The following is a 24540-nucleotide window of genomic DNA, read 5'->3' on the forward strand; positions in this document are numbered from 1 at the left end:
CGATCGGTCGCGACGCTCGATCAGTCGCTATCCAGGCTGGGAATCAACATCAGCAGGTCGGTTACTCCGACATCGACCCCGGCCTGGGTCAACAAGGTGCTGACCTGGCCGCGGTGATGGGTCTGGTGATTGAAGAAGTGCATCACCAGGCTGCCGAAGCGCCGCCGTGATGCGATGCCCTTAGTGTTGGCGTAAGCGAGCGTGTGATCCAGATCGGCCTCGCTGAGCTCGTCGACCCAGGTGTCGATGACGCCGTCGAGTCGTTCGCGCGCGGCGCGCAGCGACGGCAGATCCGCATGCGGCGTCGCGCGCAGGTCGCGTGGCGGCGCCGTCGTCCGGATCGGTTCCAGCGTGGCGAAACCCGCGGGATGCGCGGCGAAACGGTGCAGCCAGATCGTGTCGGCGATCAGCAGATGGTTGAGCGTGCCGAGAATGGAGCCGAAGAACGCGCCGCGGTCCTCGGCGATCGCCGCCGCCGGCAAACGCGCGGCGGCGGCGTAGACCTGCTCGTTCATCCAGCGGTTGTAGGCGGCCATCAACACCGCGTGTTCGCGCAGATTCATCCGCCAGGTTCCTATCGTTCGGCGCGGTCAGTCTAACCGCCCGCGCCGCCGACTCTCAGTGTCGTCGGCTGCACCGTGCGCTGAATGCATGGCCGATGGCCGCGCCCTGCCCGCGATCGCGAACAGGGCACGGCCGGACAACCACGCGCGATCAGTGCCCGAACATCTTGCCGAGCAGATAGCGCAGGCCGAGTTGCGCGGTGACCGACTGCTCCGCGGCCGCCTGCCCCACCGGCAACTGGACCGGACGCGGCGTGGAGGCGCAGCGCGGTTCCGGCGCGGCCGTGCGCGGCACCGCCACCGTCGCCAATTCAACGCAGGCGGCATCCATCGCGCCGGCTTCGGCTGCGCGCGCGCCCACCGTCGGCACGTCGCGCGACAGCAGCACGGTCGGCCTGGCCGGCAAGCCATTCCACACCATGGGCGTATCCAGCAACTCGATCCGCGTGACCGCCTTGTCGGCGGGCACGTTGATTACCCAGGTCACGAAGCTGTCGCCGTTGTTCGGATCGCTGGCGCTGGCCGGCGGCGCCGCGGTGGCGCCGAACCACGGACGGAACCCGTTCTGCAGCACCACGTGACGCTGGCTGCCGTCGGCGTAGGTCACCCGCACGGTGTAGTCGCAGCCGCCGTTCTGGCAGTACCACGCGTAGGTGCCGGTGTTCGGCACGATGCTGGCGCGCTGCACCGCATCGGACGGATCGACGTAGCGCTGCAGGTTGCCGCGATACGCGATCGGCGGATAGATCTGCGACACCCCGGCGGTGCCGGCGTTGCTGTAAGCGATCGCGATGCCCTGGACCGGCACGTCGCGCCGTTCCGGCAACCCTTGATTGAAACCGTACAGGCCGTTGCTCTCGGTGCTCGGCGTGAAGTTGATCCAGCGCCGATCGATCGTGTCCCAGCGCTTGTAACCTCCGGGAAAGGCGGCGTCGGCGACGATGCTGCCGCCGGAATAGACGCGCGCGCCCTTGCTGTCGATGCTGGTGGTGCCCTCCAGATGACGCTGCATCATCGCGGTGCTGTAGTCGGAGAAGGTCGCGAAGCGATAGTCGCGGGCCTGATCGCCGGAGCCGCTCTGCATCGGGTCCTGCTTGATGCAGCGGCCTTGCGCATCGATCTGGCGCGGCGTGCCGTTGAAGGTGTCGCCGGCGCAGGTGCGATAACGCGAGGCGGTGGCCGGCACGAACGGCGCGAGGAATTCCTTGCGCGTGCTGTCGTAGCCCCACACCGATCCGTTCAAGCTGCCCGCCGGATACGGGTACTTGCCGTCGTTGTAGGCCTCGCCCTGATGCGGCAGGCCCATCGCGTGGCCCTGCTCGTGGATGAAGATGCCGCTGTAGGCGTAATCGCCGGTGCCGGTGTCGCCGCCTATCGAGCCCAGGCCGCCGCCCGCGCCGGTGATCTTGCCGCTGGCGTTGAACAGGATCAGCGGCGCGTAGTACTGGACCGGACCGGACGATTCGCCATTGGCCGCCAACAGGCCGCCGAGCACGTCCAAGGCCGCGCCCAGGATCTGGAAGCCGGCCTGCTCCTCGTTGGTGTTATGAGCCAGATAAGCCGGCTTGCCGCCGCTCGGCGCGATCGACAGCGTCGGCCACACCACCCGCTGCGCCGGATGGTTTTGCGCGACCACGCTGGCCACCGGCCACTTGGCGAAGATCTCGCCGACGGTGCCGGCATCCGGCGCGCCGGTGGTCGCCAGCGGCACCGAATTGGTTTCGTTGGCGCCGAACAGATAGAACGGCAATACCCGCAAGGTCACCGGGCTGTCGGCGCCGACGATCGGCGCGCGGAAGGCGCCGACGCGGTAATTGTCGGCGCGCACGCGCAGCTGCAGCCCCGGCACCAGCCACGCGGCCGGCAAGGTCGCGCTGTAGCGCGCGCCCGGATACGCCGCGCCGCCGGCCTCGGTGGCCGGAATCGACTGGGCCAGCGCCAGCGTACCGAGCTGGACGCCGTTGGCCCAACCCTCCAACTGCGGATTGCCGGCATTGTCGGCCGACAGACGCAGCAGCGCGAGCGTTTCGCGTCCGCCCGTCGCGTGCAGGCTTTCCTTGGCCGCGCGCAGCGTCCAGCTCAGCCCGGCTTCGGGCAGAACGTGGGTCTGGGCCAGTTCGAGTGCGGCGATCTCCAGCGCCGACGCGCCCGGCGGTGGATTGGTCGGTGGATTCGGCGGCGGCGTGGTGGGAGGCGTGGTCGGCGGCGCGGTCGGCCCCGGCGAATTTCCGCCGCCCTTGCCGCCACCGCCTCCACCGCCGCCGCACGCGCTCAGCGTCAGCGCGATGGACAGGCACAACACGGTCTTGGCGTAACGAATGGTCTGCATGATGACTCCCCAAGGCGCGGATCTCGGCACGCGCCTGCGAACAACGAATGAGCATCCTGCGTAGTGGCCGTCGCCGCGAAGCGCGATCGTCTCCCCACGATCCGGCGGACGGCATCATACCCATGCAATTACGATGCGTCGCCGCATTGCGCGCGGCATCCGCGCAGGATTGCGGAACTCGCGATACGCGCGACTCGCGCGCACCGGTGAACATGCCGGGATTCGCTAGCACGCTGGGTCACGCATGCATGCGCGATGCACGCGACGATGTGCGTTCAAGCTGTGATTACCTGCACAGTCCCGACGAAATACGTCGCTGTATGGCGATGCTCAGCGAGCGACACAGCGAATCATGGCGCGCGCGATCCGAAGACTGCGAGCCATCGCGCGCGAACTCGCCCGAGCCGGATTAAATCGTGAGGGCCGCGCATATTTGCGCGAAATTCAACCTGCCCGCGAAACCACGAAGCCTTACGCGTAGCGAAAGATTACGACTGAAAAAACTTTCGTTTCACCCGGCCAATGCGCGGGCCTGTCGCCGGTGCCGCATCGCCAACCTCCACGGCCCGGCCACGTTCGTGCTCAAGACCGACATCGCCGATCCATGAGCACGCGCGCTTATTTTTCCTTGCGCCAGTTGATCGACGCGCGATTCTCCAGCGTGCTCGACTCGATCTCGATATCGAAGCCCTTGCGCAGCAGGTACTTCAAGGTCAGCACCTGGCCGGTGCCGAGCAAGGACACGCCGTAGCCGACGTACAGGCGCGGCGACAAATACTTGCCGACGCCGAGCACCGAACCGCCGAGCGCGCGGCTTTCCATCACGCCGGCATCGTCCAGGCCGATCTTGGCGCCGAGCTGCGAAGCGATCAGGCCGCCACCGGCCGACAAGGCCGCGCTCGCCGCGTTGAGCTGCTTGTTCTCGTCGCCGCTGACCGACGACAGCGGCCGGCCGAGCGCCAGATAGGCCAAAGCCTCGGACTGCGAACTGGCCGGATCGGACCAGACGTTGACCTGCGGCGAGCTGACCCGTCCGCTGATATCGACGCCGGCCTTGACCGCGCCGACTTCGCGCTCGGCGCGCACGTCGAGGATCGGATCGGACACCGGCCCGTTGTTCCAGTTGAGATTGCCGCGGCTGATCTGCAGCTTCTGTCCGTACGCGGTGTAGCGGCCTTCGATGTTGAGCGCGCCGTTCGCGGTCATCTCGCGGCCCGGACGCGAACGCACGCGCATCTGTCCGCCGAGCTTGCCTTCCAGCCCGAAGCCGTTGAGCTTGACGTCGTCGCCGATCGCCAAGGTCAGATCGAGTTCCAGCGGCGAGCTGCCGGTGTTTTCCGGATCGACCGGATCGAGCACCACCACGTCCTCGGACACCGACACGCCCTGATCCAGACGTTCCAGGTCGATGCGCGCCGACGGGATCGTAACCTTGCCGGTCACGTTCAAGGGCTGCTTGGCGGCGTAGCGCACGGTCAATTCGGGATTGGCGACCGCGCGCAGATCGCGGGTATCGGAGGCGAGCACGTTGGTGCCGCGCAGGTTCAGCACCAGCGGCGTGTCGTCGCCCTGCCAACCGAGGCTGCCGTCGATGTTCAACGTACCTTCGCCCGAACGCAGGCTCCCGGCGATGCGCGCGCTGCCGTCAGGCTGCGCGTCCAGGCGCACATCGCCGTCCTGCAGCACGATGCCGAGCGAGGGCACTTCGGTGGTGAACTGCGACAAACGCGCCTGGCCGCCGAGCAGCGGTTTTGAACGCGTGCCGCTCAAGGTGATGCGGCCTTCGAGCTTGCCCTTGGGCTCGACGATGTCGGGCGAGAACAACTCGACCCAGGTCAGTTCGTCGGTGTCGACCGCGACCGTGCCCGACAACGGCGCGAACGCGTCCCAGCCGGTGGCGATGGTGGCGTCGATGCGGCCGTCGTCGTTGAAGCCGGCCTTGAGTTCGGCGTTGAGCTTGTTCGGATCGAAACTGGCCTTGAGCGACAGCGCGTTATAACGCAGCAATTCGCGCCGCGCGCGTTCGCTGAATTTCAGGCCGCCACCGGCCGAGCTGACATTGAACTGGCCGCGCCAGCCATTGCCGACCGGACGCAGTTCGCCGTCGAGCGCGATCTCGCCGCGCAACACCCACGGCCGCTTGTCGGCGCGTTCGGGCAGATAGGCCTGGGCGAGCAACAACGGCAGGCCCTGGCCTTTCAGATCGACGCCGCGGCGCGGCCAATCCGCGCTCGCGCACAACGACCCGCCGCTGCTCGAGGCCAGACAGGCATTGCTCAGCGCGCCGTTGCGTCCGTCCCAACGGAACTGCGCCGGCTGCTGCAGACGCCACGTTGCGCCCTTGCTCGGCGCGAGCTGCAACGACGCCAGCGCGCCTTGCCAGGTCGCGCCGCGCTTGTCCAGGTTGCCGGACAGATCGAGATTGGCCACCTCGCTGCGCGCCTGCGCCTGCAGTTGCAGCGATTCCACCGCGCCGCGCGCATCCACATTCAACGACGACAACGCGAGACCGACATCGATCTCGCTGGCACGCACGGCCAGTTCGCCGCCGCGGCCCTGCCACGGCAGACGGCCCTTGGCGCTGAAACTGGCGGCCTTGTAATCGCCGCACTTCAACCCGCTGCCGCTCAGATCGGCGTCGATGTTCGGCGCGTTGCGCGAGCCGCTGAGCTTGAGCGTGCCGTTGACGCTGCCCGCCGCGCTCGGCAGCAGATCGTTGAGCTGCAGCGGCGCGAACTTGGCATCGAGATCGATGGCCTGCGCGTACTTGCCCTTGGCGTCGATGCGGCTGCCGCCGAGGCTCAGCGCCACGTCGCCTTCGAACGAGTCGTCGCTCTTGCCGGTGGCGGCGCCGTGCATGACGAAATTGCCGCGTCCGCCGAGCGGACGATCGCGCAGGCGTCCGCCGAGTTGATCGGCGCTGGCCTTGATCTCCAGGCCGCCGTCGGCGCGGGTGGCGCCGGTGCTGGCGAGCTTGCCGTCGATCGCGCCCTTGAATTCCGGCGCGAAGTAGCCCGGATCGAAACCCGACAAGGTCGCCTTGACATCCCAACCCAGCGACGGCGCCCACGCGACCTCACCGCTACCGTCGAGCGCGCCGGTCGGCATCTTCGCCTTGAGCGTGTTGAGGGTCATGCGCTGATCGTTGCCACGGCCGTCGAACTCGACCGTCGCCGCTTGCTTGTCGCGCAGCAGGCGCGCGGTGCCGATCGCGGCCCAGGCCTTGACCGTGCCGGCGAAACCGAGGTCGGCGCTTTCGAGCGTCACAGCCGGAGTATCTGGCGTCTGCGCGACCTGCGAGGGTTTGGCCACCGACTTCAGCGTGGTCGGCGCGGCTTTCCCGCCCCACGTAAGGCCGCGCGCGCTGATCGAGAACTTGAACTGACCGTTATCGGCATCGGTGAAATCGGCACGGCCGCGCAAGGTCGCGGTGCCGTCGAACAATTGCAGCGCCAGCGGCTGCACGTCGAGCACCTGATCTTTCAGCGACACCTTCGACGGCAGCACCTTGATGTCGAGATCGCCCTGACGGAACTCGCCATTGAGATCGGCATTGCCGCCGACGCCGGCCGCATCGAAACGCAAGGCCATCGGCGTTTCGCTGGGCGTGGCCTGCGGCGAGGTCAGCAGGCCGATATCGAGCGCGTCGCTGCGCGCATGCAGCTTCCAGTTCGGATCGTCCTTGCCGCGCAAGGTCAGGGTGACGCGCACCGGCCCCGGCGCGGCGCCGGCCACCGCCACGTCCATGCGCGACAGATCGCCACGCGCGACCAGTCCCAGCCGCGGCGGCGTGCGTCCGGGCGCGCTCGGCAGCACCGCGGTGGCGAGCAGGTCGGTCTTGAAATCGTTGCGCGGCTCGTAATCGCCATGCAGGGTGAAATGGCCGCGGTCGGTGTCGGCGTCGAGCTTTTCGACATGCAGCTTGCCCGATTGCGCATCCAGTCCCGCGCGCAGATGGCGCACGTCGATCAGATGCTCACCGCCCTGACTCAGCTTGAAGCCGTCGATGCGCACGTCGTCGGCCTGCAAGGCCAGCGGCGGTTCGATCTGCGGCAGCACTTCGGGCCAACGCGGCAGCTCGAAGGGTTCGTCGCTCTTGGCGATCGACAAGGTCGCGTTGTCGACCTGCAGCGCGTCCACGCGCAGCTTGCGTCCGAGCAGCGGACGCAGCGCCGGTTCCAGATAGATGCGCTGCGCGGTGAACACCGTGTCCTTGTAGGCGAAGCGCACGTCGCGCAGGGTCAGCGGACCGGACACCGGACCTTCGGCGGATTTCCAGGTGAAGGTGGAATCGGCCGGCAGCCGCGCGACGATCTGCGCGAGCAGCACGTCGCGGCCGGCGACGGTGGAGATCAGCCAATAGATCGCGAACGCGATCAGCAAGGTCAGCACGCCGGCCGCCAGGCTGCTGCGCCAGGCCCAGCGCTTGGCCGCGGCGCGACGACGGCGACGCCGTTCGATCAGCGCTTCAAGGCGCAGTTCCTCTGGGGTTTTCGGCGTATCGCTCATGTCGTTGCGTGGTCGTCCTGGCCGCGGGGTTTACAGATCGGCGCCGATGTTGATGTAGAGCTGGAAACCCGAATCCGGATCGTCCAGGCCGCGCGCGATGTCGACCCGCAACGGTCCGACCGGCGAGCGCCAGCGCACGCCGACGCCGACGCCGGTACGCATGTCCGGGCTGTCGTCGAAGGCGCTGCCGCTGTCGACGAATACCGCGCCGCCCCAGCTGTCGTTGAAGTACTGCTCGTATTCCACGCTGCCGGTGATCACGTTCTTCGCGCCGAGCGCGAACGCCTTGCGGCCCGGGATCGCGGGAATGCGCGGCCCCACTTCGCGCCACTCGTAACCGCGCACGCTGCGGTCGCCGCCGGCGTAGAAGCGCAACGACGGCGGCAGGTCGACCAGCGCATCGGTGAAGGTGTGGCCGAGTTCGCCGCGGGTGATCAAACGGCTGCGCGCGCCCAGGCCTTTGTACCAGCGCGCGGTCAGATGGGCCTGCAGGAAATTCGCGTCGGAACCGGCGCCCTCGAGGCCACCGCGCAGCATGCCGGTGGCGCTGATGCCGTTGCGCGGATACAGGCGGTCGTCGGCATCGATGTACTCCGCGCGCAGCGAGGGATACAGGAAGGTCGCGCTGCGGTAGTCGACCGGCGTGCCTGGATCGTTGTCGTCCTCGTCGGCATAGGCCCAGCGCTCGCGCAGGCCGTGCAACGAGGCGGTCGCGGTCCAGTGCCGGTTGATCTTGCCGCTGCGGCTGGCGACCAGTTCGACCCGGCGCGAATCGATGTAGTCGGTCTGCTCGTCGGTGCCCTGCAGGCTGAAGGTGTACCAGCCGTCGAGCCAGGCGAACGCGGGAATGCGGTATTGCAGGGTCGCGGTCTTGCGGCGCTGGGCGAAATCGACCTGCGCCAGCGCCTTGTGGCCGCGGTCGTTGAGGTAACGCCGCTCCACGCCCAGGCGCACGCCGGCGCCGCTGTCGGTGCCGTAGCTCAGGCCGGCGGTGTAGATGCTGCGCTTGGCCGGGGTCAGGGTGACCTTGACCGGCACCTGGCCGTCGACCGCCTGATCCGGCTGCGGTTCGATGTCGATGCTGGCGAAATAGTCCAGCCGCGCCAGCGACTCGCGAAACGTGTCGAGCTTGCGCTGGTGGTAGTAGCTGCCCTGTTCCCAGTACACCAGCCGCTCGAGCAGGCTGTCGCGGATGATCCGCTGGGGCGTCTGCTCGAAGGTGATCGGGCCCATGTCGTAGCGCTGGCCGCTGGTCCACACGAGATCGATGTCCGCCGCATGTTCCGCGCGCGTCACCTCCACCCGGCGCGAGGTGAAATCGGCATCGAAGTAACCGCGTTCGGCCAGACGCCGGCTGATCTTGGTCTTGCTCGCCTCGTAGGCCGCGTGCTCGAACACCTGATCCGGCCCGGGCTTGAACGCGGCCAGGTCCTGCTTGAGGTAACGGTCGTCGCTGCCGGCGCCGAGGATGGCGACATCGGAGCGGCGCACCTTGACCGGTTCGCCCTTGTCGATGGTGAGGGTCACGGTGATCGGCGTCGACGCGGCGCGCGCCGGCGCGGCTTGCGCGGATGCGTCGACGGGTGTGGTTGCGGTTCGATCCGCGGCGGTGTCGCTGGCGGCCGCGTTGCCGGCGCTGCGCGCGTCGCTTCCGGTGTCGGTCGCGGCGCCCACATCGGCGGCAGAACGATCGCCCTCGGCCGGCGCATTCGGGTCGGTGCCCTCGCTGACCGCGATCCGGCGGGTGCCGCGCGAATCCTCGACCTTGATCGTCGGCGAGTAATAGCCGAACGGCTCCAGCGCCTCGCGCGCCTCGTTCTCGGCCTCGCGCAGCAAATAGCCCAGGCGGCGCCCGGACACGTCCTTGCCGATCGTATCGACCAGCGACAAGGACACGCGGACGTTCTGGGTCATGGCCTCGTCGAGGCCATGGATCTCCACCTTGCTCACCTGAGCGGCTTGCGCCGCCCCAGCGATGGCAAAGCTGGAAACGGCGGCGAAGGCGAGACGAAAAATGACTGGCATGCGTGAAGGATAACCGGCAAGGACTTGTATTGCTTACGGATTTTCCCGGTGATAGTGAGGGTTCGGCCGACTTTCCGCGTTAACGCGGCGTGAGGCGTGGCACGGGTACGGGTGGTGTGTGCTTCCCGCCGCTGCCGCGGGTGCATGAAAGCCGGCGGCGTGGGCCGGGGAGCGGCTACGGATTCGCCGAATCAAGGCTCGTGGGCGGCGCATGGCGCCGGGATGGGCGCAGCCGCGCCGCTCATCCCGCGGCGCCTGGTCGGCGTTCGCGCACGCCTTCATCGTGGCGGCTTGCCTGGACGCAAACCGCGTCCGGATCGATCGGAACGCCTCAGATCGACAGATGCTCGATCGCCGCGACACTGCCCAGACGATCCGACAACCGCTTCAACAACGCCAGACGGTTGTTGCGCACCGCGCTGTCGTCGACATTGACCATCACCTTGTCGAAGAACGCATCGACCTGCGGACGCAAGCGCGCGAGACGGCCTAGCACGGCGACGTAATCGCGCTGCGCCAACAACGGATCGGTGTCGGCGACGGCCGCATCGACCGCTTCGGCCAGCTCGCGTTCGGCCGGTTCGTTGAACAGCGACGCGTCGATCGCGCTCGGCACCTCGCCTTCGACCTTCTTGAGGATGTTGCGGCTGCGCTTGTTGGCCGCGGCGAGGGCTTCGGCTTCGGGGAGTTTGGCGAATTCGGCGATGGCTTTGAGGCGGCGGTCGAAGTCGGGTAAAGAACTGTGTTTTACATTAATCACAGATTCCAGCTGAGCACCCACAACGCCGTGCTCAGCGTAATAGCTACGCAAACGATCGTAGATAAAATCTAGAACTTCACCAGCCAAGTCACCAGAGTTTATCGCGAGGCTTTTGACTTCAGCGGACCTAACGTCCATCCCCTGGGAATCCAGCATACGCATCTTATCGACCGTCGCCTGGGCCGCTTTCGCCTCAGACTGATGCCTTATCGACTCAAGAGAGCTGAATAGACTACTCAGCAAATCCAAATCGATTTCAGCTTCGATCAAAGTACGAGCCAAGCCCAAAGCATTGCGGCGCAGGCCGAAAGGATCCTTGTTGCCAGTCGGCTTCAGACCCGCGGCGAAACCGCCCGCCAGCGTATCCAAACGTTCGGCGATGGCAAGCACACGACCCAACGGCGACGGCGCAATCGCATCCCCGGCAAACCGCGGCATATACGCCTCATCGATCGCATCGGCGACCTCGGCCGCTTCGCCCGCGGCCTTCGCGTAATACCGCCCGGCGATGCCCTGCAATTCCGGAAACTCGTTGACCATGCGCGATTGCAGGTCGTTCTTCGACAGCTCCGCCGCGCGCCGCGCCTGCGCGGGATCGACGCCTGCCGCCGGCGCAATGGCTTCGGCCAGCGCCGCCACGCGCGCGACCTTGTCGGCCACCGTGCCCAGCTTGTCCTGGTACTTGACTGTCTTGAGCCCCTCGCCCATCGACGCGAGCCCCTGCTTGAGGTCTTCGTCGAAGAAGAACTTGGCGTCGGCGAAACGCGGGCGGATCACGCGTTCGTAGCCCTTGCGCACTTCCGACTCGTCGCGGCTGGCGATGTTGGCCACGCCGATGAAGCGCTCGCTCAGGGTGCCGGCGGCGTCGAGCACCGGGAAGAATTTCTGGTTGGCTTCCATGGTCGCGATCAGCGCTTCCTGCGGCACCGCCAGGAATTCGCGCTCGAAACCGCAGGCGATCGCCACCGGCCACTCGGTCAGGCCGTTGACCTCTTCGAGGATGCCGGCGTCGATGCGCGCGCTGCCGCCGGTCGCGCTCGCGGCGGCGGTGACTTCCTGCACGATGCGCTCGCGGCGTTCGTCCGGATCGACCAGCACGTTGGCGCCGCGCAGGGATTCGATGTAGTCGCCGGGCTGACTGAACCACACCGGCTTGTCGTGCATGAAGCGGTGGCCGCGGCTCATGCGGTCGCTGCTCACGCCGAGCACCTGCGCCGGCACCACGTCCTTGCCGAGCAGCAGCACCAGCCAATGCACCGGCCGGGCGAAGCCGTAGTCGTGACCGCCCCAGCGCATCGGCTTGGGAATCGGCATCGCGGCCAGGGCCTCGCGCACGATGTCTTCGAGCAGGCTGGCGGTGTCGGCGCCGGGCTTGGTGGCGCGGTGGACGAAGCGCTCGCCCTTGGCGTCGCTGGTGCGCTCCAGCGCAGTCCAGTCGATGCCGGCCTTGGCGGCGAAGCCCTGCAGCGCCTTGGTCGGTTGGCCTTGCGCATCGAGCGCGATGTTGAGATACGGACCGAGCACTTCGCTCTTCTGCTCGGGCTGTTGCACGTCGACGGCGCGCAGCAGCACGGCCAGACGGCGCGGCGTGTACAGCAGCTTGGCGCCGTCGCGGTCGAAACCGATGCCGCGCTTGTGCAGGCCGTCGAGCACGCCGTCGAAGAACGCCTGGGCCAGACCCGGCAGGGCCTTGACCGGCAGTTCTTCGGTGCCCAGTTCGATCAGGAGAGGTTGGGTCGTGCTCATGCGGTGGCCTTTGCGGTGGTGTCTTCTGGGAAGACGCCTCGCGCTTGCTGCGGCGAGGTTGGATGTGGGTCGGTCGGTGACGTCGCGAAGTTGTGGCGGCTTCGCGGGCCCTCACCCCAACCCCTCTCCCGCATGCGGGAGAGGGGCTATATGCGGGTCAGGCGGCTTCGGCCTTGGAAGGCTGCTTCAAGCCCGGGAAACCGAGCTTTTCGCGCTGGGCGAAATACGCCTCGGCCACGCCCTGGGCGATGCGGCGCACGCGCAGGATGTAGCGCTGGCGTTCGGTCACGCTGATCGCGCGGCGCGCGTCGAGCAGGTTGAACGAATGCGAGGCCTTGCACACCTGATCGTAGGCCGGCAGCGGCAGGCCGATCTCGATCAGCTTGAGCGCTTCCTTTTCGCAGGCGTCGAAGCGGTGGAACAGTTCTTCGACATCGGCGTGTTCGAAGTTGTACGCGCTCTGCTCGACTTCGTTCTGGTGGTAGACGTCGCCGTAGGTCACCGGGACACCGTCGGGACCGTAAGTCCAGACCAGGTCGTAGACGTTGTCGACGTTCTGCAGGTACATGCACAGGCGCTCGAGACCGTAGGTGATCTCGCCGAGCACCGGCCGGCATTCCAGGCCGCCGGCCTGCTGGAAATAGGTGAACTGGGTGACTTCCATGCCGTTGAGCCAGACTTCCCAGCCCAGGCCCCAGGCGCCGAGCGTCGGCGATTCCCAGTTGTCCTCGACCAGGCGCAGGTCGTGCACCAGCGGGTCGACGCCGAGCGCCTTGAGCGAGTCGAAGTACAGCTCGACGATGTTGTCGGGGCTGGGCTTCATCGCCACTTGGTACTGGTAGTAGCGCTGCAGGCGGTTGGGGTTTTCGCCGTAGCGGCCGTCGGTGGGACGGCGGCAGGGCTGCACGTAAGCGGCGTTCCACGGCTCCGGGCCCAGCGCGCGCAGGAAGGTCGCCGGGTGGAAGGTGCCGGCGCCGACTTCCAGGTCCAACGGCTGGATCAGCACGCAGCCGCGCTGCGCCCAAAACGCGTTCAAGCGCTGGATCATGCTCTGGAAGGTGATCACTGGGGTCGGTGCGTCGCTCTCGGCCATGGTCTCATCGCAGTGCAGCAAAGCGGGTTAGTATAGCCACGAGCCTTGCCTGCCGGGCTTTTGCCCCGGTTCGCAGCGCACACTTCCGCAGTGACTTCCCCCGTCGACGCCGCCCCGTGAACCCGCCCTTCCTGATCGTCGAAACCGGCCAGCCGGTCGCCTCCATGCGCCGCCATCGCGGCTTTCCGCACTGGATCCGGGTCGCCGCCGGGTTGGGACGCGACGAGGCGGTGGTGGTCGATGTCGAACGCGGCCAGAGCCTGCCGAGCCGCGAAGGCTTCGCCGGGGCGATCGTGACCGGCTCGGGCGCGATGGTCACCGACCGCGCCGACTGGAGCGAACGCAGCGCCGAATGGCTGCGCGAAGCCGCGCACGCGGGCCTGCCGCTGTTCGGCATCTGCTACGGCCATCAGCTGCTGGCGCATGCGCTCGGCGGCGAGGTCGGCAATCATCCGGCCGGCCGCGAGATGGGCACGATCGGCCTGGAGCTGCATGCCAGCGCCGGCACCGATCCCTTGTTCGCCGGCCTGCCGACGCAGTTCGCGGCCCAGGCCACCCATCTGCAGACGGTGCTGCGTGCGCCCGACGGCGCGACCGTGCTGGCGCGCTCGCAGCATGACGCCTGCCATGCGTTCCGCTGGGGCGACCGGGCCTGGGGCGTGCAGTTCCATCCCGAATTCAGCGCCGGCCACATGCGCGGTTACGTGCGCGCGCGACAGGACGCGCTGCGCAGCGAGGGCCTGTGCCCGAAGACCGTCGCCGGCGGCATCAGCGCGGCGCCGCATGCGCGGCGGGTGCTGCGGCGTTTCGTCGGCCATGCGCGCAGCCTGCACGGGCGCTGAGCCCGCCGGCATGACACCGTCTCGCCGCGCCGTCGCGGCGAAGGCCGCCATCGGATGGCGCAACACGCCGCGGCGGAGGCTCGGCGCGATGCGCGCGCCGTCGTCACGCGCGCCTTCGCACCATGGCGCGTCCGCTTCGCATGCTTTCGTCCAGTCCGTCTTAATCCAGTCAGGGGCCTTCGGCCCGGGATCGATCCGATGACCCAACCCATCCGCAAGGTTCCGCTGACCCACGGCGCGCAATGGCTGATCCGCGCGTTCAACCTGGGCACGCGCAACCCGCGCGCGATCTTCGGCGCCGGCCTGCTGGTGATGGCGGTGCTGTACTTGGTGCTGTACCTGTTCACGATGCCGCTGCGCATCGGCGAAGACGAACCCGACATGGAGCGCTTCGTCACCGTGATCGGCATCGCCGCGCTCGCCGCGGTGCTGGTGCTGCCGGTGCTGCTCGGCGGATTGATGCATGTGATCCGCGAGGCCGAGGCCGGCCGGCCGGTGCGCGCGCGCGATCTGTTCGCGCCGCTGCGCCAGCACAAGGCGGTGCAACTGGCCCTGCTCGGGGTGATCCAGATCGCGCTGGCGCTGATCTGCGGCACCTTGCTGCTGTGGGCGACCGGCCCGGACTTCTGGGCGCATTACCAGGACATGGCGCGCGGCGCGATCGGCGGCCAGGTCAACGTGCCGGCGGCGCAATCGCCAGCGCTGGTGATCCTGGTGCAGTTGGTCTACTACTACTTCAGCACCGCGGTGGTGCTGGTCTCGATCCCGCTGATCATGTTCTCCGGGCTGGACATCTCCGCCGCGGTCCGGCGCAGCCTCGGCGCGTCGGTGTGGAACCTGGGCTCGTACCTGTTCGCGGCGATGCTGTTCATGCTCGGGGTGATGATTTCCGGCGCATTGATCAGCCTGGTGTCGATGGCGGCGATGCAACTGGGGTCGCTGATCCACCCGGCGGTCGGCCAATTGCTGGTGGTGGCCGTGGTCGTGGCCTACGGCTCGGCGTTCCTGGTGGTGATGTGCGGCACCTGCTATTACGCCTGGCGCGACGTGTTCACCGACAACGACGATGCGCCCGCGGCCAACGCGCCCCGCACGCCGCGTCCGGGCGAACTGGAAGCCTGAGCCGCGCGGATTGGTTGGTTTACAGCGCGCCGGTCTGCGCCAACGCGGCGTCCATCGACGCCTGCATCGCGCGCATCAGCCAGAACGTCGCGCTGAACCCGACGATCACCTGCACCGCCACCCAGGCCCAGGCCCATAGCGGCATGCGCGCGTGCGCATCGCGCAGCACCCGCGCGCCGGCGAGGCGGTCGTGCAGGGCGCGGTATTCGGGCTTGGCCATCGCGATCACGTGGCCGAGGTTCAACAGCAGCCACGACAACCCGCCGCCGAGGTAGCGCAACACCGCGCGACCCGGACTCAACCGACCCCCTGCGATGTCGGTGACCCGCAAGCCGAGCACGCGCTTGCCCGGCGTGGCCTGCCACGGCGAGAACGCGACGAAGCCGACTTCGTAGAGCAGCCCGAACAAGGCGAACAGGAAGATCCAGCCGAAGATCAGCGAGGTCAGCGCGGCAGTCGACGCCAGCCCGGCCGCGTGCATCGCCGGATCGGTCATCAGTTGCCGGGCGAAGCCGCCGAAGTCGAGGTCGTTGAGCACGCTGTCGGCCATCAGCTCGGCCGCGCGCGCATTCATCGCCGCATACGCCTGCTTCGCCGCGAGGGCCTGATAACGCCAGTGGCTGGCGCCGATCGCGCTGGTCGCCATCGCGATCAAGGCCGCGTCCAGCGACCAGGCCACATAGCGCGGCCAGAAGCGCGCGGGCAGCAACGATGCCATCGACGCAGGCGCGGCGACGGCCGCAGCGGAGTTCACGGGACCCGGCGGCAATGGCGGCGGCGCGCCCGCGCCACTCGGGGCCGGCACGCTCATGGACCGCGCGCGTCCCCGGTCGGGTGATCGTCGTGGCCGCCGGCGTCGCGCGGCTCGGTCGCGACCCACTTGGCCGCGATGATGCCCAGCTCATACAGCAGGCACATCGGAATCGCGAGCATCAGCTGCGAAACCACGTCCGGCGGGGTGATCACCGCGGCGATGATGAATATGCCGACCACCGCGTAACCGCGGCCTTCCTTGAGCTGAGCCGGCGTGACCCAGCCCAGCAGCGCCAGGATCACCAGCGCCACCGGCACCTCGAAACTGATGCCGAAGGCCAGGAACAGAATCAGCACGAAATCCAGGTAGGCGTTGATGTCGGTCATCATCGACACGCCGGTCGGGGTGATCTTGACCAGGAAACCGAACACCGACGGCAGCACCAGGAAGAACGCGAACGCGCAGCCGGCGTAGAACAGCACCAGCGCCGACGCCAGCAGCGGCAGCGCCAGCCGCTTCTCGCGCTTGTACAGTCCCGGCGCGACGAAGGCCCAGGCCTGGAACAGCAGCCACGGCATCGAGATCATCAACGCGGCGAAAAACGCCAGCTTGAGCGGCGCGGAGAACGGCGAGGCCACTTCGACCGCGATCAGCTGGCTGCCGGCCGGCAGCTTGGCCAGCAGCGGCGTGGCCAGGTAGTGGTAGAGCTTGTTGGCGAACGGCAACAGGCACAGGAACACGATCACCAGCCCGGTCACCCCGCGCAGCAGGCGCGCGCGCAGTTCGATCAGGTGATCGAGCAGACGCGGCTCGGCCGAGGCCTCTTCGCCCGGCACGCCGTGGTCAGCGTCGCTCATCGGCATCGCTCGCGGTGGGCGTGGTCGCGGGGGCCTTGGGCGCGGCCGGGCGGTAGTCGGGCTGGGCCGCGCCGGCGTAGTCGTGTTGGTAATCGTGCTGGTAGTCGTGAGTAGGCGGCGCGTCGATCGACGACGCTCGCGCCTCCGGCGCATCGAGCGCGGGCGCCGGGTGCGCGGTATTGACCGGGTCGGCCGAGCCGTACACCGGTTGCGGCGTCGCCGCCGGATCGGGATCGGCGGCCGCCGTGGCGGTCGCGACCGGCGCGGCGATGCGGCGGTTCATGTCGTCGACTTCGTTGCGGATCGCCTGGCCGCTGTCGCGCAGCTGGCTCTGCGCGTCACGCAGGTCGGCCTGAGCCTGACGCAGGCTGCGCTTGAGTTCCTCGTCGGCCAGCTCGTTCTCGAGTTCGGACTTGACCGAATACCACTGCGCGCGCGCGCGCCGCACCCACAGCCCGGCGAACCGGGCCGCCTTGGGCAGGCGCTCGGGACCGAGCACGATCAAGGCCACGATCGCGATCACGAAGACTTCCGAGAAGCCTATGTCGAACATGCGCGTCTGCCAGGCGAGGGATGCGGATGGCGCAACAGCCCGGGCTCAGCGCGGGTTCTGCTCGTTGTCGCGCGACTGCGACGGCGTGCTGTTGGTGGAGTCGGTGCGGTTGGCATCGTTGGGCAACTGCGCGGACGGCTTGTCGTCGTCCTGCATGCCTTTCTTGAAACCCTTGACCGCGTCGCCGAGGTCCTTGCCCACGCTGCCCAGGCGCTTGGTGCCGAAGACCAGCAGAACAATCACGAGCACGACGATCCAATGACCAATGCCCCAGGCGCCCATGACGTTGCTCGCTGCTGAATGATGAAGGCCGCAAGGATACCGCAACCGTTCTTAAGCCAATGTGGCGAAGGTCCTGTATGACCGAACGCCCGATTCGGCATGGTGGTCGGCATGGTCGGCGCGATCAGGGCTGGGAAAACGCCTGAATGGGCGCGCGGCCGGATCGGCGGCGCGCCCGGGACGACGGCGCGGACTCAGGGCAGCGGTTCGACCTTGGCCGGATTGGGCTGCGCCGGCACGGTCTCGAACGCCTGCGGCTGCGGTTGGGTCTGAGCCGGCTGCGCCTGCACCGGCGCGGTATGCGCGGGCGCGGCGGTGGTGGCCGGCGCGACCCCGGGCTCGGGATAGACCGTCGCGCCCAGCGCCGGGCGCTGCTGTTCGGCGGTGCGATTCGCACGCGCGGCGGCGCTGGCTTCCTCCAGGCGGTCGCGGAAATCGACCACCGCATTGGACGGCTGACCGGTGGCACGTCCCTCGAAGATCATCCGCGGCGTATTGCCTTCGCCGTACACCGCCTGGTTGGCGTCGTCGTCGATCGACAGCGCGGCGCCGTCGAGGGCGATGCCGGCGAACAGGCCGCGCGCGCGAGACCACGACCAGATTTCCGCCTTGAGCTGACCGTCGGTGGCGGCCGCGGCGGTGCGCCCGACCGGGCCGGCGGCGACGCTGGCGTCGGCGCCGAGGGTGACCTTGCCGTTGACGATCGAGTCCAGGCCGCGATCGCCGCGGAACACCAGCACGATGTCGGAGGACTGCACGCCGGCCTGAAAGCCGACGCTGCCGCCGGTGATCTTGACGAAACTCGGGTTGGACCAGGTGCCGTCGGGGTTCTTGACCGACACCAGACCGTGGCCGCGGCGACCGCCGAACACCAGCCCGATCTTGAGCGTGTCGGGCACGACCACTATCGCGCGCGCCTCGTCGAACAGCTTGTCGGGAATCGAGGATTCGGGAATCTGCTGGATATCGGCCAGCACCCGCACCGCATCGCGGGCGCGCTGGTCTTCGGTCTGACCGGCGACGGCGGAGGTGGTGGCGGCAAGGCCCAGGCTCAGGGCGAGACTCAGACTCAGGACGCGGGGCAGCGAACGGGACATGGCGGACTCCGGCGGTGATGCGCAACTGGGCAATGGATGGACGGCAGCCATCACGGTAACCGCAACGACGACGGTTGGTTCAGGCTAGTAAGCACGCGATGAATCGCCACGGAATCGGCGAACGCATGCACGACGGCCGCATTGTAGCGATGCGCGGCGAGGACTATCGCGCGGCGCGCGATCGTCGCCGCCGGCGGGCGCCGATCGCGGCGGACTATCGCAGCCATCGGAACATTCGATTCGGCAAACATTTCGCCGTCACCACCGCAAATGTCATTCTATGCGCATGCCCGCTCCCGCCAGCATCGCTGCTCACGACGTTTCTTCCGCCGCCGATACGGCCGTGGTCCTGGTCAATCTCGGCACGCCCGACGCGCCTGACACCGCCTCGGTGCGGCGCTATCTGGCCGAATTCCTGCACGACCACCGGGTCGTCGACATGAGCCGCTGGCTGTGGTGCCCGCTGCTGCATTTCGCGATCCTGCCGCTGCGCAGCGGCAAGGTCGCGCACAAGTACGCCAGCGTGTGGCTGCCCGAAGGCTCGCCGCTGGCGGTCCACACCCGGCGCCTGGCCGAGGCGGTGCAGCGCGAATTGCCGCGGGTGCGCGTGCTGCACGCGATGCGCTACGGCAAGCCGTCGTGGAAGCAGTTGCTGCTCGATCTCGAACGCCAGGGCGTGCGCCGCGTGCTCGCGTTGCCGCTGTATCCACAGTATTCGACCTCGACCACCGCGTCGGTCGGCGATGTGCTCGAGGCTGTGCCGGGCCTGTCGTCGCGGATGGTGCGCGAGTATCACCTCGACCCGGACTGGGTCGCGGCGGTCGCCGACTCGGTGCGCCGTCATCGCGCCGTGCACGGCATGGGCGAGCATCTGCTGATGTCGTTCCACGGCTTGCCGCAGCGCTTCGCCGCGGCCGGCGACCCCTACCCGCTTCACTGCGAAGCCAGCGCGCAGGCGATCGCGCAGGCGCTGGGCCTGCCCGACGATAGCTGGACCTTGAGTTACCAATCGCGCTTCGGCCGCGAACGCTGGCTGGAGCCGTCGACCACCGACACCCTGACCGCGCTGGCCGAGCGCGGAGTGCGCCGGGTCGATGTGATCGCGCCGGGCTTCGCGGTGGACTGCCTGGAAACCCTGGAAGAAGTCGCGATCATGCTGGCCGAGGAGTTCGCCGCGCGCGGCGGCGAGTTGCGCTACATCCCCTGCCTCAACGATTCGCCCGGCCACGCCGCGGCGCTGGCCGGGGTGATCGAACGCGAACTCGCGCACTGGGACGACCTCGCGGCTTAGCGCGAGCGCGTCGGCTTCGTCCGCGCCGCCACGAATTCGGCGCATGGATTTGGCAAAATCGGCGCAGGTCCATGGGCGCGATTGTCCGCGCCTGGTTTGATCAAGCGCCGCGGTCAGGCTTGGGATTCGTGCAATGCCGATCGGACTTCGCCGACGAGACTTCGCTGACAGGACTTGATGGATGGCCGTAATGCAGGAATTCGTCGTCGACACCGCGTTCGGACGCATCAGCGGGCTGCGCAACGGCAACGTCGGCGCGCCCAAGCTGCTGGCGCTGCACGGCTGGCTCGACAATGCGGCCAGTTTCGTGCCGCTGTCGCCGTGGTTCGACCGCTACGACCTGGTCGCGCCCGACCTGCCCGGCCACGGCGCCAGCGCGCATCTGCCGGTGTCGAGCGAATACACCTTGGTCACCGCCGCGCGCACCGCGCTGGCGATCGCCGATGCGCTGGGCTGGGATCGCTTCCATCTGCTCGGCCATTCGCTGGGTGGCGCGACCTCGAGCTTCGTCGCCGCGGCGGTACCGCAGCGGGTCGAGAAACTGCTGCTGATCGAAGCGCTGGGTTCGCTGGCCGAATCCGAGGAACGCGTCGGCACCCGCCTGCGCGAAGCCTTCGCCGGCCTGGCCGCGGCCAGCAGCAAGCAGTTGCGCGTGTTTCCCGATATCGCCAGCGCGGTGAAGGTGCGCATGGCCACGAACGATCTGAGCGAACCGGTCGCGCGCTTGTTGGTCGAACGCGGGATCGCGCCGGTGCGCAGCGAGCATCAGCAAGGCGGTTACGCCTGGCGCAGCGATCCGCGCCTGACCCTGACCTCGGCGTTGCGCATGAGCGAGGGCCAGATGCGTTCGCTGATCCGCGCGATCGAATGCCCCACCTGCATGATCTGGGCCGACCCGGCGCAAAGCTACATGCCCGACGCCTTGCGCCGCGAACGCGCCGCGCTGCTGCGGCAGGGCGAGTTGCATACCTTGCCGGGGACGCACCATCTGCATATGGAGAAGCCGGCGGCGGTGGGCGAGGTGTTTCGGAATTTCTTGACGGGTGGGTGAGATGTTGCGTTGTGCACGCATGGACCGATGCGTTGGCGGTCTGTGCGAACGGTGCGTTCGAGCGGAAAGCGGGCCGCGCCAGAGCGCTGAAATTCGCCCGCGTTGAAAAAGAGCTGCGTGTCGCGAATGCACGAAGCGAGACTGCACTTGCTCGCGCGGGGGATTTGCTTTTGCTTGTTGCGCGGCGACTTGGAACGAAAAGCAAATCCCCCCTGCCCCCCTTTTACAAAGGGGGGAACAGCAAAGGCCGCGATCTTATGTGACTTTCTATGCCCAACTACGATTCGTGATGACTGTTAGTCAGGCGGCGGTGAGCTATGCGCCGATGCTCATCGGCATCCGCGGCTCAGCACTCGTCACTTATCGTCCGCGATCAACCGCCGCAGACTCGCCTTCAACCCACGCCCCGACGCGCGGAAATACTCGCGCTGATCGCGCCAGTCCGGGCAGCGCGCTTCGACCTCGCGCCAGAACGCCCGTGAATGGTCTGCGTGGATCAGGTGGCACAGCTCGTGCACCAGCACGTATTCGAATGCCGCCGGCGTCGCCAGCACCAGCGATAGATCCAGCGATAAGGCACCGTCGGGCGCGAGCGAACCCCACTGGGACGACATCACCCGGTAGCGCAGGCGCGACGGCGCGCGCGGCAGGCCGGGCAGGTATTTCGGCAGCCAGCGGCCGACATCGGCGCGTGCCTGACCTTCGTAGAAATCGCGCAAGGCGCGCTGCAAGTTGGCCGGGCTGACCGTTTCGGGCGCGGCGATTTCGAGCGCGTCGTCGTTCAATTGCAGGCGCAGATAGCGCGCGAGCTGCCAATGCAGCGGCAAGTCGCGGCCGCGCAGCGGAATGCGGGTGCTGACATGTGCCTGCAGGCTGGTCGCGTCGCTGCTGGCGCTGGCAATCTGCGCCAGCAGCCAGTCGCTGTGTTCGATCACGAAGCGCTGGCCGGCGATCTCGCTGGCGCGCATGGGCAGGGTCAGGCGCGGGCCGCGCTCGTCGACGCTGAGCTTGATCCGCCGCGCGCGCGGGTCGCGCACGCGCAGGACTTCGACCACTTGGCCGTTGCCCAGCGTGATCGCGATGGTTTCGCGCGAGACCGCGCGCGGCGCGGGCTGCGGCTTACCGGTCAGCAGGCGCAGAAGGCTCGTCATGGGTGGGGGACCGCCATGGGCGAAGCATAGCGCCTGGATGCGGGGTTTAGCGCGTTCGGGCGCGGTGGAAATCGCGATGCCGGCGCGGTGGTAAAGGCGCGGCGGCATGGGAGTGACGGCCAGGCGAGTGACGGCGTCGATGCAGGTTCGCGGTCGCGGCTTGCGCCGCTCCTACAGGAGGCACCGCCCCTGTAGGAGCGGCGCAAGCCGCGACCGCGCCATCACGACTACCGCGCAACGACCGGCCGCCACCGTTCACACGGCACCACTGCGCAATCGATTAATCGACCTTGGACAACTTCAACGCCGATTCCATCACCCGGAACAGCCGCTTCACCTCGGCGCTCATCAACGCGAAGCGCGCGTCGAGCTCGGCGCGCACGCCGTCGCTGTCGCTGTTTTCGAGCTGATCCACGGCGCCGTCGAGCAGCTTGAACTTGCGCACCACCAGGTCTTCGCCGATCACGAACGACACGTGGTCGTCCAGGGTCAGAGCAAGGCGCGTGACCTGCTTGCCGGTTTCCAGGTGCTTGGCGATTTCATCGCTTTCCAGTTCCTGGCGCTGGCACTTGACCACCGCGCCCTGGTCGACCGGATCGCGCAGTTCGCATTCATCGCCCAGGCTGATGCCGTCGGGCAATTCCTCGCCGGCGACCCAGCCGGTCAGGATCGAACGCGGCGCGATTTCGGCGTTCAACGGCAACGCCGGAAAACTGCCGACCGCGCGGCGGATTTCGCTGATCACGTTCTCGCCGGTCTTGCGGCTGGAGGTGTCGACGATGACCAGGCCGTGCTCGAGATCGATGATCGCGTCGGTGCGGCCGGGCTTGATGAAGGCGCGCGGCATCAGGTCGACGATCAATTCGTCCTTGAGCCGCTTGCGGGTGCGACCGCCGGGCTTGCGGCCTTCCTTCTGCTCGATCTCGGCCAGCTTCTTGGCCAGCATGTCGTTGACGACCGCGCCCGGCAGCAGCCGGTCTTCGCTGCCGACGGTGATCCAGATCGCGTTGCCGATGCGGTTGAGCATCTGCGCGTCCTCGGTGGCGCGACTGAACGGCGAGATGAAGCCGCGCGAGGACAGCTCCAGCGGGCCGACCGGCTTGAGCGCGCACTCTTCGAGGCCTTTTTCGAGATCGTCGAGTTTGTGGGTGGTGGGGAAGCGGAAGAAGGTCAGGTTGCGAAAGAACATTTGAGGGCCGGGAATGGGGAATGGGGAGTCGGGAATCGGCGGCTCGCGGGCCGCTCTTGTTCGTCATTCCCGCGAAGGCGGGCTGGGGGAATCGGGGTCAGCCAACTTGCGCTGTGTTCGTGTCAACGGATGCTTCGTCAAGCCACACCGGCGCATCGACGACCGGCGCGGCACCCGCCTTGCCCAGTCCCAGAAAATCGAACAACTTCGCATCGCTCAACTGCGACGGCCGGATATCGCCCAGCGCGCGCGAAATGGTCTCGATGCGGCCCGGCGTTTCGCGTTCCCAGGCATCCATCATGCGCTTGACCTGCTTGCGCTGCAGATTTTCCTGCGAGCCGCACAGGTTGCACGGGATGATCGGGAAGTCCTTGATCGCCGCGTAATCGACGATGTCGTCCTCGCGCACATAGGCCAGCGGCCGGATCACCACGTGCTTGCCGTCGTCGGACAGCAGCTTGGGCGGCATGCCGCTGAGCTTGGCGTGGAAGAACAGATTCAGGAAGAACGTGGCGACCAAGTCGTCGCGATGATGCCCGAGCGCGATCTTGGTGAACCCTTGCTCCGCCGCGTAGGTGTAGAGCGCCCCGCGCCGCAGCCGCGAACACAGCGAGCACATGGTCTTGCCCTCGGGCACGACGCGCGTGACCACCGAGTAAGTGTCCTGCTCGAGGATCTTGTACGCCACCCCGATCGATTCGAGGTACGCCGGCAGCACGTGCTCGGGGAAATCGGGCTGCTTCTGGTCCAGGTTGACCGCGACCAGTTCGAACTTCACCGGCGCCTTCTTCTGCAGCTGCAGGAGAATGTCGAGCAAGGTGTAACTGTCCTTGCCGCCGGACAGGCAGACCATGACCTTGTCGCCTTCTTCGATCATGCCGAAGTCGGCGATGGCGCGGCCGACCTGATGGCGCAGGCGGGTGGCCAGGCGCTCGCCGTCGGCGGCGCGGGCGGTGTCCGGGCGCGGGCGGCGGACGGGTTCGGCGAGGGGCAGGACAGTGCTCATGAGGCCGTCGATTCTACGCTACGGGTCGGTGAACGCGGCCGGCGCGGACCGCCGCGGCGGACCGTCGCCACCGATGACGGCCGCAAGGGCGGCGCGTTAAGCTCAGCGGCATGACCGTCAGCACCGACTCCACCGAGATCGTCCGCCAGCTCGCCGAACTGCGGCTGGAGCATCGCGATCTCGACGCGGCCATCGACCGGCTGGCCCTGGACCCGCAGGCCGACGAGCTCACGGTCAAGCGGCTCAAGAAGCGCAAGCTGTGGCTGAAGGACTGCATCGCCCGGCTGGAAAGCGCGCTGATCCCCGACGAACCGGCCTGA

At 67.8% G+C, this 24540-nt stretch carries 19 protein-coding genes; 5 read left to right on the forward strand and 14 right to left on the reverse strand.

Annotated elements, in window-relative coordinates:
• Positions 1–20 precede the first annotated feature (20 nt).
• The 6 genes from AC3A4T_RS18345 to glyQ form a co-directional block, all read right to left on the reverse strand.
• Positions 21–563, reverse strand: a complete 543-nt coding sequence (locus AC3A4T_RS18345) for a DinB family protein (protein WP_487676677.1) — start codon at positions 561–563, stop codon at positions 21–23.
• 151 nt (positions 564–714) lie between these two features.
• Positions 715–2892: a M66 family metalloprotease gene (locus tag AC3A4T_RS18350; protein ID WP_487676678.1), complete on the reverse strand. Its 2178-nt coding sequence runs from the start codon at positions 2890–2892 to the stop codon at positions 715–717.
• Between the two features lie 618 nt (positions 2893–3510).
• The gene (locus AC3A4T_RS18355; RefSeq protein WP_487676679.1) at positions 3511–7401 is read right to left on the reverse strand and encodes a translocation/assembly module TamB domain-containing protein; all 3891 of its coding nucleotides are present in this window, start codon (positions 7399–7401) and stop codon (positions 3511–3513) included.
• Between the two features lie 30 nt (positions 7402–7431).
• On the reverse strand, positions 7432–9426 hold the full coding sequence (locus AC3A4T_RS18360; RefSeq protein ID WP_487676680.1) for an autotransporter assembly complex protein TamA: 1995 nt from the start codon (positions 9424–9426) through the stop codon (positions 7432–7434).
• Between the two features lie 331 nt (positions 9427–9757).
• On the reverse strand, positions 9758–11932 hold the full coding sequence (glyS, locus tag AC3A4T_RS18365; RefSeq protein ID WP_487676681.1) for a glycine--tRNA ligase subunit beta: 2175 nt from the start codon (positions 11930–11932) through the stop codon (positions 9758–9760).
• Between the two features lie 157 nt (positions 11933–12089).
• Positions 12090–13025, reverse strand: coding sequence for a glycine--tRNA ligase subunit alpha (glyQ, locus tag AC3A4T_RS18370; RefSeq protein WP_487676682.1), 936 nt, complete (start codon positions 13023–13025; stop codon positions 12090–12092).
• A 116-nt stretch (positions 13026–13141) separates the two neighbouring features.
• Here glyQ and AC3A4T_RS18375 point away from each other — a divergent pair, with 116 nt between their 5' ends.
• Both AC3A4T_RS18375 and AC3A4T_RS18380 read left to right on the forward strand, forming a co-directional pair.
• A complete protein-coding gene (locus tag AC3A4T_RS18375; RefSeq protein WP_487676683.1) occupies positions 13142–13867 on the forward strand; it encodes a glutamine amidotransferase in 726 nt (241 codons plus the stop codon).
• A 198-nt stretch (positions 13868–14065) separates the two neighbouring features.
• Positions 14066–14989 carry a hypothetical protein gene (locus tag AC3A4T_RS18380; RefSeq protein ID WP_487676684.1) on the forward strand — a complete coding sequence of 308 codons (924 nt, stop codon included), beginning with the start codon at positions 14066–14068 and terminating at the stop codon, positions 14987–14989.
• 19 nt (positions 14990–15008) lie between these two features.
• Here the strand turns inward: AC3A4T_RS18380 and AC3A4T_RS18385 are convergent, their stop codons facing one another.
• The 5 genes from AC3A4T_RS18385 to AC3A4T_RS18405 all read right to left on the reverse strand — a co-directional run bounded on the left by AC3A4T_RS18385 (position 15009) and on the right by AC3A4T_RS18405 (position 18520).
• Positions 15009–15707, reverse strand: coding sequence for an RDD family protein (locus AC3A4T_RS18385; RefSeq protein ID WP_487676685.1), 699 nt, complete (start codon positions 15705–15707; stop codon positions 15009–15011).
• A gap of 89 nt (positions 15708–15796) precedes the next feature.
• The gene (tatC, locus tag AC3A4T_RS18390; protein ID WP_487676686.1) at positions 15797–16600 is read right to left on the reverse strand and encodes a twin-arginine translocase subunit TatC; all 804 of its coding nucleotides are present in this window, start codon (positions 16598–16600) and stop codon (positions 15797–15799) included.
• Positions 16587–17153, reverse strand: a complete 567-nt coding sequence (tatB, locus tag AC3A4T_RS18395; protein ID WP_487676687.1) for a Sec-independent protein translocase protein TatB — start codon at positions 17151–17153, stop codon at positions 16587–16589. The genes tatC and tatB overlap by 14 nt, the downstream gene beginning before the upstream one ends.
• A gap of 45 nt (positions 17154–17198) precedes the next feature.
• Positions 17199–17435, reverse strand: a complete 237-nt coding sequence (gene tatA, locus AC3A4T_RS18400) for a Sec-independent protein translocase subunit TatA (RefSeq protein WP_487676688.1) — start codon at positions 17433–17435, stop codon at positions 17199–17201.
• A gap of 194 nt (positions 17436–17629) precedes the next feature.
• Positions 17630–18520, reverse strand: a complete 891-nt coding sequence (locus AC3A4T_RS18405) for a lipid-binding SYLF domain-containing protein (protein ID WP_487676871.1) — start codon at positions 18518–18520, stop codon at positions 17630–17632.
• Positions 18521–18818: 298 nt separating this feature from the next.
• Between AC3A4T_RS18405 and hemH the strand changes: the two genes are divergently transcribed.
• Together hemH and AC3A4T_RS18415 are read left to right on the forward strand one after the other, a co-directional pair.
• Positions 18819–19823, forward strand: coding sequence for a ferrochelatase (gene hemH, locus AC3A4T_RS18410; protein WP_487676689.1), 1005 nt, complete (start codon positions 18819–18821; stop codon positions 19821–19823).
• A gap of 190 nt (positions 19824–20013) precedes the next feature.
• Positions 20014–20874 carry an alpha/beta fold hydrolase gene (locus tag AC3A4T_RS18415; protein WP_487676872.1) on the forward strand — a complete coding sequence of 287 codons (861 nt, stop codon included), beginning with the start codon at positions 20014–20016 and terminating at the stop codon, positions 20872–20874.
• Between the two features lie 356 nt (positions 20875–21230).
• Here the strand turns inward: AC3A4T_RS18415 and AC3A4T_RS18420 are convergent, their stop codons facing one another.
• The 3 genes from AC3A4T_RS18420 to ttcA all read right to left on the reverse strand — a co-directional run bounded on the left by AC3A4T_RS18420 (position 21231) and on the right by ttcA (position 24220).
• Entirely contained in the window at positions 21231–22025 is a 795-nt protein-coding gene (locus tag AC3A4T_RS18420; RefSeq protein WP_487676690.1) for a M48 family metallopeptidase, read from the reverse strand.
• A 280-nt stretch (positions 22026–22305) separates the two neighbouring features.
• Positions 22306–23214 carry a recombination-associated protein RdgC gene (locus AC3A4T_RS18425; protein WP_487676691.1) on the reverse strand — a complete coding sequence of 303 codons (909 nt, stop codon included), beginning with the start codon at positions 23212–23214 and terminating at the stop codon, positions 22306–22308.
• Between the two features lie 97 nt (positions 23215–23311).
• On the reverse strand, positions 23312–24220 hold the full coding sequence (gene ttcA / locus AC3A4T_RS18430; RefSeq protein WP_487676692.1) for a tRNA 2-thiocytidine(32) synthetase TtcA: 909 nt from the start codon (positions 24218–24220) through the stop codon (positions 23312–23314).
• Positions 24221–24330: 110 nt separating this feature from the next.
• Between ttcA and AC3A4T_RS18435 the strand changes: the two genes are divergently transcribed.
• Complete coding sequence (locus tag AC3A4T_RS18435) at positions 24331–24540, forward strand: YdcH family protein (RefSeq protein ID WP_036105101.1); 210 nt, start codon at positions 24331–24333, stop codon at positions 24538–24540.

Source organism: Lysobacter sp. Soil_N_51 (genome assembly GCF_057655755.1).

Bases quoted from the DNA above. Each gene is read 5' to 3' on its own strand.
- AC3A4T_RS18415 (WP_487676872.1), top strand. From the start codon at position 20,014: ATGCAGGAATTCGTCGTCGACACCGCGTTCGGACGCATCAGCGGGCTG.
- AC3A4T_RS18360 (WP_487676680.1), bottom strand. From the start codon at position 9,426: ATGCCAGTCATTTTTCGTCTCGCCTTCGCCGCCGTTTCCAGCTTTGCC.
- tatB (WP_487676687.1), bottom strand. From the start codon at position 17,153: ATGTTCGACATAGGCTTCTCGGAAGTCTTCGTGATCGCGATCGTGGCC.
- AC3A4T_RS18345 (WP_487676677.1), bottom strand. From the start codon at position 563: ATGAATCTGCGCGAACACGCGGTGTTGATGGCCGCCTACAACCGCTGG.
- hemH (WP_487676689.1), top strand. From the start codon at position 18,819: ATGCCCGCTCCCGCCAGCATCGCTGCTCACGACGTTTCTTCCGCCGCC.
- AC3A4T_RS18435 (WP_036105101.1), top strand. From the start codon at position 24,331: ATGACCGTCAGCACCGACTCCACCGAGATCGTCCGCCAGCTCGCCGAA.
- AC3A4T_RS18420 (WP_487676690.1), bottom strand. From the start codon at position 22,025: ATGACGAGCCTTCTGCGCCTGCTGACCGGTAAGCCGCAGCCCGCGCCG.
- glyS (WP_487676681.1), bottom strand. From the start codon at position 11,932: ATGAGCACGACCCAACCTCTCCTGATCGAACTGGGCACCGAAGAACTG.
- ttcA (WP_487676692.1), bottom strand. From the start codon at position 24,220: ATGAGCACTGTCCTGCCCCTCGCCGAACCCGTCCGCCGCCCGCGCCCG.
- tatC (WP_487676686.1), bottom strand. From the start codon at position 16,600: ATGAGCGACGCTGACCACGGCGTGCCGGGCGAAGAGGCCTCGGCCGAG.
- AC3A4T_RS18380 (WP_487676684.1), top strand. From the start codon at position 14,066: ATGACCCAACCCATCCGCAAGGTTCCGCTGACCCACGGCGCGCAATGG.
- AC3A4T_RS18385 (WP_487676685.1), bottom strand. From the start codon at position 15,707: ATGGCATCGTTGCTGCCCGCGCGCTTCTGGCCGCGCTATGTGGCCTGG.
- AC3A4T_RS18355 (WP_487676679.1), bottom strand. From the start codon at position 7,401: ATGAGCGATACGCCGAAAACCCCAGAGGAACTGCGCCTTGAAGCGCTG.
- AC3A4T_RS18350 (WP_487676678.1), bottom strand. From the start codon at position 2,892: ATGCAGACCATTCGTTACGCCAAGACCGTGTTGTGCCTGTCCATCGCG.
- AC3A4T_RS18425 (WP_487676691.1), bottom strand. From the start codon at position 23,214: ATGTTCTTTCGCAACCTGACCTTCTTCCGCTTCCCCACCACCCACAAA.
- tatA (WP_487676688.1), bottom strand. From the start codon at position 17,435: ATGGGCGCCTGGGGCATTGGTCATTGGATCGTCGTGCTCGTGATTGTT.
- glyQ (WP_487676682.1), bottom strand. From the start codon at position 13,025: ATGGCCGAGAGCGACGCACCGACCCCAGTGATCACCTTCCAGAGCATG.